The 12,794-nt window shown below is 52.5% G+C and carries 1 protein-coding gene; it reads right to left on the bottom strand.

Translation table 11 applies throughout. The features are described 5' to 3' along the window. Window positions 1-132: 132 nt before the first annotated feature. Window positions 133-12,780 carry a filamentous hemagglutinin N-terminal domain-containing protein gene (locus M8T91_RS16845; protein ID WP_301415386.1) on the bottom strand — a complete coding sequence of 4,216 codons (12,648 nt, stop codon included), beginning with the start codon at window positions 12,778-12,780 and terminating at the stop codon, window positions 133-135. Window positions 12,781-12,794 lie beyond the last annotated feature (14 nt).

The following is a 12,794-nucleotide window of genomic DNA, read 5'->3' on the forward strand; positions in this document are numbered from 1 at the left end:
ATAACTTGAGATGCAGCACCGCATTGCCAATACTTCCATGCCTTGCCGAACAAGGTGTCACGCAGAGAGCATGGCACCTGCGATCATTCACCCCGGTCACTCTTCACCATCCCTGCTCTCAATTCGCCCGGATCAATTTATGGGGGTTAATTCACCAGATTTGAGGCGCATTTCTGGTGAATTGACAGCATCTACGCCACTACTATAGGGATTTACTGCAGTGAATATTGCCGGATCAATTTGTGTAAAGTCTTCCACCTCATTTTGTACAGCAGATTTCAATCCCTGGGCAGCCTGTGCACCGGCTATTGACTGGAGTTCGTCACCGGTACTGGTAAAAACAGGAACCTGGCCAATAAAATCCGGTTCATAATAGGTTATTGAAACAATCTCAACCCGGTTTGTGGCGTCCATACGCAGAGGATTAATGGCACTGCCAATTAAAGCCCATGGCTGAGTCTCAACCCCCAGCTTTACCACACCTGCCGTGATATGGGTATCGCCATAGGTTTCAGCCGTCAGGTTTCCAAAACTGGCACTGGCCAGTGTGACAGTGCCGCGCCCTGCATTGATTTCATCGATCACAAGATCCCCCTGGGCCAGGATGCTGATATCAATATCTCTCCCCGAAGTAGAAACGCCCAAAGTATTGACTGCTGTCTCAATATCAAGGTCCCCAGCAACAGTCAAATCCGCCCGGTCAGCCTTGAGGCGCCCTCCGATCGTGTCCAGTGAACTGCTGACAATCCTGATATCTCCTTCGCCATCATAGCCCAGATACATGCCGCTCCTGGTAAATACCACACCTGCGCCACTCTGGTTCAAGATACCGGGACCTGTACTTTCAGTGGTGAAATCAAAGCCTAAATCCGTCTCCAGGGTAAAGTTGTTTGCAGTGTTCTTCAGCAATTCAAAGCCGTCAAATCGTATATTGCCCACTGAATTCCCTGTTGAGAATATTTGCCAGATACCATCAGCAGGGGTGTACTGGAATGCATCATTTCCACCGCCTCCAAATAGCGCTATTCCCTGGTTGCCTGCGGTATTCACCTGCACGTAATCATCCCCCTGGCCCAGGGAAATAGTGTCAATAACCGTACCAGAGAGCATGACCGAGTCATTACCCGCTCCCGCATTAATTTCCGTAAGTTGACCACCGCCCAGGGTGAACTGATCAATACCGCTACCGGCAAATATCGATTCAACACCACTAAATATCAGGGACCTGCCATCGCTACTGACACGCTGCTGTGAATCATTGATATCCCAGTTAGCATCAATATCCGCACCGTGTATCACGTCTTTTCCGCTGCCCGAGATTAAGCGACTGAGATCGGCAAAGGCTATACCCCCGATGGTCATCGTATTCAAACTGCTGAATACATACTCGCTATCAATATCTTGGCCGGTGTAGGTTCCAGTGCCTTCCACCCCTGCAAGGTTTTCAAACAAAACAGAAATATTATTGATCGTGGCTTCAGCACTGCCGTCGACTAAAGCCCCCCCTTTCATGGTTGAAGTCCAGATAGCACCTTGCGCTGTTACGATATTATTGCCGCCTGCGCCGTCAACGTGATTCAAACCCGCAAAGCGAATGCCGGCTGCGCTGATATCTCCATTAGTAGCGAGCCCAAAGTGGTCGTCTCCACTGGTTCCCAATAATATACTGTCACGCCCGATATTATTGACGCTCTCCAGCCCGTCAATGCGGATTCCGGCGGTTTCAAGGGTATTGTGGCCTGCCAGTTTGAGGATGGCTTGGTCAATCGGGTTTACAAGGTTTCGTGTTGTCGCACTTTGAATACCAGCAAAAGTAAGCGCGCCCGCGGCAAACGCATTATTGCTGCCGGTCAAAGTCAAACCATCGCTATAGGCAAGCGCGTTAAGGCTGTCGCTGCCACCCCGGCCCTGCACTGCAGTCAGGCCGGTAAAGGTCATTTGATAGGCTTCCACCCCACCACTGGCGTTCAGGGCAAAGGCGTCATCGTTCGCGGTGCCCAACAGGTTGGCACTGGTGGCGGTGAGGGTTTCCACATCGGAAAACAGGATACCGCTGTTGCGCGCTTCTTTATTATTGCCGGTCAGTAACCAGTCGGCAGCACCAATCCCATTCACTGTATCGATACCTCCAGCGGCATCTACGCTGCTGATACTGCTGAAAGCGATATCGTTGGCAATCAGGGTATTTAAACCGGTTACTGAAAACGTATCCGCGTTATCCGAACCCGCCAGGCTACTGCCTGTCACCCTGTCGATCTCGCTAAAATGGATAGCACTGGTTACCACTTCCTGGCTGTTGCCAGTCAGGCTTACCAGATCCAATGCCACCAGGCTGTTACTGCCCAAACCTGCATTGACGTTATTCAACCCGCTAAAGTCGATATTTGCGGCATTCAGGGAATTTGTGCCGGTGATGGTAAACTGGTCATCCCCACTGCTGCCGGTTAAAAGCGCTGTGGTTGCACTGAAAATACCCTCGAAAGTCAGCCCACCCGCGGCAAGCGCATTATCTCTGCCAGCTAAAGTCAAACCATCGCTATAGGCAAGCGCGTTAAGGCTGTCGATACCGCCCCGGCCCTGCACTGCAGACAGGCCGGTAAAGGTCATTTCATAGGTTGCCACCTCACCGCCGGCACCCAGGGTAAAGGTATCGCTGTTGGCAGTACCCAGCAGATTGGCATTTATAGCAGTCAGGGTTTCCACATCGGAGAACAGGATGCCGCTGTTGCTGGCTTCTTTAGTATTGCCGGTCAGTAACCAGTCGGCGCTATCGGCTCCGTTGACCGTGTCGATACCGCCAAGGGCATTTACACTGCTGATACCATTAAAGACAATATCATTGGCCATCAGCGCATTCAGGCCAGTGATCTCGAACCTGTCCGCGTTATCCGAGCCCGCCAGGCTGCTGCCTGTCACCCTGTCGATCTCGCTAAAACGGATAGCACTGGTTACCACTTCCTGGCTGTTGCCAGTCAGGCTTACCAGATCCAGTGCCACCAGGCTGTCACTGCCCAAACCCGCATTGACGGTATCCACTTCGCTGAAGTTGATGTTTGCGGCATTCAGGGTATTGGTGCCAGTGATGGTAAACTGATCATCCCCACTACTGCCGGTTAAAAGCGCTGTGATTGCACTGAAAATACCCTCGAAAGTCAGCCCACCCGCGAGCAACTGGTTATCGCTGCCAGTCAATTCCAGGCCATCAATGTAGGCAAGCGCGTTAAGGCTGTCGCTGCCGCCCCGGCCCTGCACTGCAGTCAGGCCGGTAAAGGTCATTTCATAGGTTGCCACCTCACCGCCGGCACCCAGGGTAAAGGTATCACTGTCGGGAGTACCCAACAGGTTGGCACTGGTGGCGGTAAGGGTTTCCACCTCGGAGAACAGGATACCGCTGTTGCGCGCTTCTTTATTATTGCCAGTCAGTAACCAGTCGGCAGCACCAATCCCATTCACTGTATCGATACCTCCAGCGGCATCTACGCTGCTGATACCATTAAAGGCAATATCATTGGCCATCAGTGCATTTAAACCGGTTACTGAGAAAATATCCGCATCATCCGAGCCCGCCAGGCTGTCGCCTGTAACACTGTCGATCTCATTAAAACGGATTCCACTGGTTACCACTTCCTGGCTATTGCCAGTCAGGGTTACCAGATCCAGTGCCACCAGGCTGTCACTGCCCAAACCCGCATTGACGGTATTCAACCCGCTAAAGTCGATATTCGCGGTATTCAGGGCATTTGTGCCGGTGATGGTAAACAGGTCATCCCCACTGCTGCCGGTTAAAAGCACTGTGGTTGCACTGAAAATACCCTCGAAAGTCAGCCCACCCGCGAGCAACTGGTTATCGCTGCCAGTCAATTCCAGGCCATCAATGTAGGCAAGCGCGTTAAGGCTGTCGCTGCCGCCCCGGCCCTGCACTGCAGTCAGGCCGGTAAAGGTCATTTCATAGGTTGCCACCTCACCGCCGGCACCCAGGGTAAAGGTATCGCTGTCGGCAGTACCCAACAGGTTGGCACTGGTGGCGGTAAGGGTTTCCACATCGGAAAACAGGATGCCGCTGTTGCTGGCTTCTTTATTATTGCCAGTCAGTAACCAGTCGGCACCACCAATCCCATTCACTGTATCGATACCTCCAGCGGCATCTACGCTGCTGATATTGCTGAAAGCGATATCGTTGGCCATCAGTGCATTTAAACCGGTTACTGAGAAAATATCCGCATCATCCGAGCCCGCCAGGCTGTTACTGCCCAAACCCGCATTGACGGTACCCACTTCGCTGAAGTTGATGTTTGCGGCATTCAGGGTATTGGTGCCAGTGATGGTAAACTGGTCATCTCCACTGCTGCCGGTTAAAAGCGCTGTGATTGCACTGAAAATACCCTCGAAAGTCAGCCCACCCGCGGCAAGCGCATTATCTCTGCCAGCCAAAGTCAAACCATCGCTATAGGCAAGCGCGTTAAGGCTGTCGCTGCCACCCCGGCCCTGCACTGCAGTCAGGCCGGTAAAGGTCATTTGATAGGCTTCCACCCCACCACTGGCGTTCAGGGCAAAGGCGTCATCGTTCGCGGTGCCCAACAGGTTGGCACTGGTGGCGGTGAGGGTTTCCACATCGGAAAACAGGATACCGCTGTTGCGCGCTTCTTTATTATTGCCGGTCAGTAACCAGTCGGCAGCACCAATCCCATTCACTGTATCGATACCTCCAGCGGCATCTACGCTGCTGATACTGCTGAAAGCGATATCGTTGGCAATCAGGGTATTTAAACCGGTTACTGAAAACGTATCCGCGTTATCCGAACCCGCCAGGCTACTGCCTGTCACCCTGTCGATCTCGCTAAAATGGATAGCACTGGTTACCACTTCCTGGCTGTTGCCAGTCAGGCTTACCAGATCCAATGCCACCAGGCTGTTACTGCCCAAACCTGCATTGACGTTATTCAACCCGCTAAAGTCGATATTTGCGGCATTCAGGGAATTTGTGCCGGTGATGGTAAACTGGTCATCCTCACTGCTGCCGGTTAAAAGCGCTGTGGTTGCACTGAAAATACCCTCGAAAGTCAGCCCACCCGCGGCAAGCGCATTATCTCTGCCAGCTAAAGTCAAACCATCGCTATAGGCAAGCGCGTTAAGGCTGTCGATACCGCCCCGGCCCTGCACTGCAGACAGGCCGGTAAAGGTCATTTCATAGGTTGCCACCTCACCGCCGGCACCCAGGGTAAAGGTATCGCTGTTGGCAGTACCCAGCAGATTGGCATTTATAGCAGTCAGGGTTTCCACATCGGAAAACAGGATGCCGCTGTTGCTGGCTTCTTTAGTATTGCCGGTCAGTAACCAGTCGGCGCTATCGGCTCCGTTGACCGTGTCGATACCGCCAAGGGCATTTACACTGCTGATACCATTAAAGGCAATATCATTGGCCATCAGCGCATTCAGGTCGGTAATCTCGAACCTGTCCGCGTTATCCGAACCCGCCAGGCTACTGCCTGTAACACTGTCGATCTCGCTAAAACGGATAGCACTGGTTACCACTTCCTGGCTGTTGCCAGTCAGGCTTACCAGATCCAGTGCCACCAGGCTGTCACTGCCCAAACCCGCATTGACGGTATCCACTTCGCTGAAGTTGATGTTTGCGGCATTCAGGGTATTGGTGCCAGTGATGGTAAACAGGTCATCCCCACTGCTGCCGGTTAAAAGCGCTGTGGTTGCACTGAAAATACCCTCGAAAGTCAGCCCACCCGCTAGCAACTGGTTATCGCTGCCAGTCAATTCCAGGCCAGCACTGTAGGCAAGGGCATCAAGACTGTCGCTGCCACCCCGGCCCTGCACTGCAGTCAGGCCGGTAAAGGTCATTTCATAGGTTGTCACCTCACCGCCGGCACCCAGGGTAAAAGTATCGCTGTCGGCAGTACCCAACAGGTTGGCACTGGTGGCGGTAAGGGTTTCCACCTCGGAGAACAGGATACCGCTGTTGCTGGCTTCTTTATTATTGCCGGTCAGTAACCAGTCGGCACCACCAATCCCATTCACTGTATCGATACCTCCAGCGGCATCTACGCTGCTGATATTGCTGAAAGCGATATCGTTGGCAATCAGTGCATTTAAACCGGTTACTGAGAAAATATCCGCATCATCCGAGCCCACCAGGCTGCCGCCTGTAACACTGTTAATCTCGCTAAAACGGATTCCACTGGTTACTGCTTCCTGACTGTTACCAGTCAGGCTTACCAGATCCAATACCACCAGGCTGTCACTGCCCAAACCCGCATTGACGGTATTCACTTCGCTGAAGTTGATGTTCGCTGTATTCAGGGAATTTGTGCCGGTGATGGTAAACAGGTCATCCCCACTGCTGCCGGTTAAAAGCACTGTGGTTGCACTGAAAATACCCTCGAAAGTCAGCCCACCCGCGAGCAACTGGTTATCGCTGCCAGTCAATTCCAGGCCATCAATGTAGGCAAGCGCGTTAAGGCTGTCGCTGCCGCCCCGGCCCTGCACTGCAGTCAGGCCGGTAAAGGTCATTTCATAGGTTGCCACCTCACCGCCGGCACCCAGGGTAAAGGTATCGCTGTCGGCAGTACCCAACAGGTTGGCACTGGTGGCGGTAAGGGTTTCCACATCGGAAAACAGGATGCCGCTGTTGCTGGCTTCTTTATTATTGCCAGTCAGTAACCAGTCGGCACCACCAATCCCATTCACTGTATCGATACCTCCAGCGGCATCTACGCTGCTGATATTGCTGAAAGCGATATCGTTGGCCATCAGTGCATTTAAACCGGTTACTGAGAAAATATCCGCATCATCCGAGCCCGCCAGGCTGTTACTGCCCAAACCCGCATTGACGGTACCCACTTCGCTGAAGTTGATGTTTGCGGCATTCAGGGTATTGGTGCCAGTGATGGTAAACTGGTCATCTCCACTGCTGCCGGTTAAAAGCGCTGTGATTGCACTGAAAATACCCTCGAAAGTCAGCCCACCCGCGGCAAGCGCATTATCTCTGCCAGCCAAAGTCAAACCATCGCTATAGGCAAGCGCGTTAAGGCTGTCGCTGCCACCCCGGCCCTGCACTGCAGTCAGGCCGGTAAAGGTCATTTGATAGGCTTCCACCCCACCACTGGCGTTCAGGGCAAAGGCGTCATCGTTCGCGGTGCCCAACAGGTTGGCACTGGTGGCGGTGAGGGTTTCCACATCGGAAAACAGGATACCGCTGTTGCGCGCTTCTTTATTATTGCCGGTCAGTAACCAGTCGGCAGCACCAATCCCATTCACTGTATCGATACCTCCAGCGGCATCTACGCTGCTGATACTGCTGAAAGCGATATCGTTGGCAATCAGGGTATTTAAACCGGTTACTGAAAACGTATCCGCGTTATCCGAACCCGCCAGGCTACTGCCTGTCACCCTGTCGATCTCGCTAAAATGGATAGCACTGGTTACCACTTCCTGGCTGTTGCCAGTCAGGCTTACCAGATCCAATGCCACCAGGCTGTTACTGCCCAAACCTGCATTGACGTTATTCAACCCGCTAAAGTCGATATTTGCGGCATTCAGGGAATTTGTGCCGGTGATGGTAAACTGGTCATCCCCACTGCTGCCGGTTAAAAGCGCTGTGGTTGCACTGAAAATACCCTCGAAAGTCAGCCCACCCGCGAGCAACTGGTTATCGCTGCCAGTCAATTCCAGACCATCAATGTAGGCAAGCGCGTTAAGGCTGTCGCTGCCGCCCCGGCCCTGCACTGCAGTCAGGCCGCTAAAGGTCATTTCGTAAACTTCCACCCCACCACCGGCGTTCAGGGCAAAGGCGTCATCGTTCGCGGTGCCCAACAGGTTGGCACTGGTGGCGGTAAGGGTTTCCACATCGGAGAACAGGATGCCGCTGTTGCGCGCTTCTTTATTATTGCCAGTCAGTAACCAGTCGGCACCACCAATCCCATTCACTGTATCGATACCTCCAGCGGCATCTACGCTGCTGATATTGCTGAAAGCGATATCGTTGGCAATCAGTGCATTTAAACCGGTTACTGAGAAAATATCCGCATCATCCGAGCCCACCAGGCTGCCGCCTGTAACACTGTCGATCTCACTAAAATGGATTCCACTGGTTACTGCTTCCTGACTGTTACCAGTCAGGCTTACCAGATCCAATACCACCAGGCTGTCACTGCCCAAACCCGCATTGACGGTATTCAACCCGCTAAAGTCGATATTCGCGGTATTCAGGGCATTTGTGCCGGTGATGGTAAACAGGTCATCCCCACTGCTGCCGGTTAAAAGCACTGTGGTTGCACTGAAAATACCCTCGAAAGTCAGCCCACCCGCGAGCAACTGGTTATCGCTGCCAGTCAATTCCAGGCCAGCACTGTAGGCAAGGGCATCAAGACTGTCGCTGCCACCCCGGCCCTGCACTGCAGTCAGGCCGGTAAAGGTCATTTCATAGGTTGTCACCTCACCGCCGGCACCCAGGGTAAAAGTATCGCTGTCGGCAGTACCCAACAGGTTGGCACTGGTGGCGGTAAGGGTTTCCACCTCGGAGAACAGGATACCGCTGTTGCTGGCTTCTTTATTATTGCCGGTCAGTAACCAGTCGGCACCACCAATCCCATTCACTGTATCGATACCTCCAGCGGCATCTACGCTGCTGATATTGCTGAAAGCGATATCGTTGGCAATCAGTGCATTTAAACCGGTTACTGAGAAAATATCCGCATCATCCGAGCCCACCAGGCTGCCGCCTGTAACACTGTTAATCTCGCTAAAACGGATTCCACTGGTTACTGCTTCCTGACTGTTACCAGTCAGGCTTACCAGATCCAATACCACCAGGCTGTCACTGCCCAAACCCGCATTGACGGTATCCACTTCGCTGAAGTTGATGTTTGCGGCATTCAGGGTATTGGTGCCAGTGATGGTAAACAGGTCATCCCCACTGCTGCCGGTTAAAAGCGCTGTGGTTGCACTGAAAATACCCTCGAAAGTCAGCCCACCCGCTAGCAACTGGTTATCGCTGCCAGTCAATTCCAGGCCAGCACTGTAGGCAAGGGCATCAAGACTGTCGCTGCCACCCCGGCCCTGCACTGCAGTCAGGCCGCTAAAGGTCATTTGATAGGCTTCCACCCCACCACCGGCGTTCAGGGCAAAGGCGTCATCGTTCGCGGTGCCCAACAGGTTGGCACTGGTGGCGGTAAGGGTTTCCACCTCGGAGAACAGGATACCGCTGTTGCTGGCTTCTTTATTATTGCCGGTCAGTAACCAGTCGGCACCACCAATCCCATTCACTGTATCGATACCTCCAGCGGCATCTACGCTGCTGATATTGCTGAAAGCGATATCGTTGGCAATCAGTGCATTTAAACCGGTTACTGAGAAAATATCCGCATCATCCGAGCCCACCAGGCTGCCGCCTGTAACACTGTTAATCTCGCTAAAACGGATTCCACTGGTTACTGCTTCCTGACTGTTACCAGTCAGGCTTACCAGATCCAATACCACCAGGCTGTCACTGCCCAAACCCGCATTGACGGTATTCACTTCGCTGAAGTTGATGTTCGCTGTATTCAGGGAATTTGTGCCGGTGATGGTAAACAGGTCATCCCCACTGCTGCCGGTTAAAAGCGCTGTGGTTGCACTGAAAATACCCTCGAAAGTCAGCCCACCCGCGAGCAACTGGTTATCGCTGCCAGTCAATTCCAGACCATCAATGTAGGCAAGCGCGTTAAGGCTGTCGCTGCCGCCCCGGCCCTGCACTGCAGTCAGGCCGCTAAAGGTCATTTCGTAAACTTCCACCCCACCACCGGCGTTCAGGGCAAAGGCGTCATCGTTCGCGGTGCCCAACAGGTTGGCACTGGTGGCGGTAAGGGTTTCCACATCGGAGAACAGGATGCCGCTGTTGCGCGCTTCTTTATTATTGCCAGTCAGTAACCAGTCGGCACCACCAATCCCATTCACTGTATCGATACCTCCAGCGGCATCTACGCTGCTGATATTGCTGAAAGCGATATCGTTGGCAATCAGTGCATTTAAACCGGTTACTGAGAAAATATCCGCATCATCCGAGCCCACCAGGCTGCCGCCTGTAACACTGTCGATCTCACTAAAATGGATTCCACTGGTTACTGCTTCCTGACTGTTACCAGTCAGGCTTACCAGATCCAATACCACCAGGCTGTCACTGCCCAAACCCGCATTGACGGTATTCAACCCGCTAAAGTCGATATTCGCGGTATTCAGGGCATTTGTGCCGGTGATGGTAAACAGGTCATCCCCACTGCTGCCGGTTAAAAGCGCTGTGGTTGCACTGAAAATACCCTCGAAAGTCAGCCCACCCGCGAGCAACTGGTTATCGCTGCCAGTCAATTCCAGGCCAGCACTGTAGGCAAGGGCATCAAGACTGTCGCTGCCACCCCGGCCCTGCACTGCAGTCAGGTCGGTAAAGGTCATTTCATAGGTTGTCACCTCACCGCCGGCACCCAGGGTAAAAGTATCGCTGTCGGCAGTACCCAACAGGTTGGCACTGGTGGCGGTAAGGGTTTCCACATCGGAGAACAGGATACCGCTGTTGTGGGCTTCTTTATTATTGCCGGTCAGTAACCAGTCGGCACCATCGGCGCCGATTACGCTGTCGCTGCCACCTCGGCCCTGCACTGCAGTCAGGCCGCTAAAGGTCATTTGATAGGCTTCCACCCCACCACCGGCGTTCAGGGCAAAGGCGTCATCGTTCGCGGTGCCCAACAGGTTGGCACTGGTGGCGGTAAGGGTTTCCACCTCGGAGAACAGGATGCCGCTGTTGCGCGCTTCTTTATTATTGCCGGTCAGTAACCAGCTGGTCCCATCGATACCAGTAACAATATCCTCTCCGCCCCCGAGATCCAGTGCCTCAATACCGGTAAAGGCAATATTATTGGTGGTAAAAGCATAATCACCATCCACCCAAACACTGTCGGCATCTGCCGACAACGTAAACTTGTCTGATCCGCTTCCCGCTGTGACACTACCAGCATTGGAAACAAGAATATTGCCCAGCACATTATTTGTGCCTGAAATCTGGGATGTATCAAATGGATTAATCCCTACAGTTAGGGAGAAATCGGCAACATTGATGCTGCCTAGATTAACAAATGATCCCCCGGAGTTTGCAACCAGAATTCCATTGCCTGCAGAGATGGACCCAGTTTCAGAGATCTGTATACCGCTAAAGGAAGATAAAGTCAGGGTATTGGCAGAACTCCACGCCAGGGAACCAGAGACAAGAATACCTTCGGAGAAATCTGCCCCAGAGCCGGGGGATACATCCCCATCAGGACCACTGGCCGTATTCGCGTCGGTTACACTTATTTCAATGTTAGTGTTCTCTAAATAAGTGCTAATACTCGCGTTTGAAATACAATTTACAGAACAGGCTTCAGCAATTTCCATCCAGCCCGGGTCCAACAGCCAGTCGCCAGTATCTCCGCTGCCATGGCTTATGGTGGAAATAAATAATGCGTCCTCATCAAGGTAGAGATACTGCTTTCCGGAGGTTTCTATTAAACCTCCATCGCCGCCAGATTCACCGGATTCAGCGCGGATACTGCCGGCAATATAAGTGCTGCTGTCAGCCCAGACAATAACTTCACCACCGTTTCCATTTCCTCTACCACTGACATTAATTTCAGCCTCAGCAGTTAGCCTGGTTGTTTGTGCATTGCGGACATCGGGGTTGTCACCATGAAAATCGCCACCGACCAGAACTTTACCTCCAGAGACAAATCCCCTCGCATCTATGGTCCCACTGACAAGAACCTCATCACCAAGCACCATTACCTGGCCGCCGTTACCACTTTGACCCTGAACAGTAATGATGCCACTGTGCTCTGCAGTGTTGCCCTCCATGACTACCTCACCACCAGTGGTGCCAGATGCCTCTAAACTGCCACTATTGACAACACCGGAACCAGAGCCGAATAGACGAATCTTCCCTCCACTATTGTCAATTCCACGAGCATGTATGCTCCCTTCATTATTAACTGCCGCGGTGAACAGCCCCTCAGAGACACTGGCTTCCATCAGAACCTGGGCACCATTTATTGTGCCGGTATTCAACACCGCACTATCTACCCCAAGTTCGTTTTCCATTACCTCTTTAGTTACTTTCAGTCCAATCAAGCCGTCAGTATCAAAAGTAAGGAAAGCTTCATCAGCTGCTGCCAGACTGACCAAGTCAGCTTGAATTAATCCCGTAGAGGTGTTTGTCACCTGTTTGCCAACCAGTACCGCACTGGCTGCATTAATGACCCCTTTGTTGATCACATATCCGGCAGAGCCACTTTCACCTTTAAATGTAAAGTCGCCATTTATAAAATCTTCAGGAGCCATATCAAGTCCGGATGCGGTAAGAGCGCCCACATTCACTGTGGCGCTCTCTGTAAATAACACACCCCGAGGATTCACCAGAATCACATGCCCGTTCGATTCGAGGGCTCCACGAATCGTACTTGGGTTTTGATCCAGAATACGATTAAGCACAATGGAAGAAGCATTGGGCTGTAGAAATTTAACCAACTCCTCCTCGCTCAAATTGAAAGAATCCCAGTCAATTGACAGTAAATCTGTCACCTGATCAATCGTCGTTGTAGTGCCGTTCACATCAATAGTGCCACTGCCACCGGTTACAACACCGCCTTCAGGGCCAGCATGGAGCAGCGGGCTTACCAAACTGGCCAGGATCCCAGCACAGGCCACACGTGACAGCTTAATTCCTCGAGATATTTTTTTTAATTCGGGCTTGTTTATTTTGATATTCATACCGGCACCTGTGA

Source organism: Microbulbifer sp. MI-G, from assembly GCF_030440425.1.
Lineage (GTDB): Bacteria > Pseudomonadota > Gammaproteobacteria > Pseudomonadales > Cellvibrionaceae > Microbulbifer > Microbulbifer spongiae.

What these genes read in the sequence shown, in the direction of transcription:
- M8T91_RS16845 (WP_301415386.1), bottom strand. Translation starts at nt 12,780, where the DNA reads ATGAATATCAAAATAAACAAGCCCGAATTAAAAAAAATATCTCGAGGA.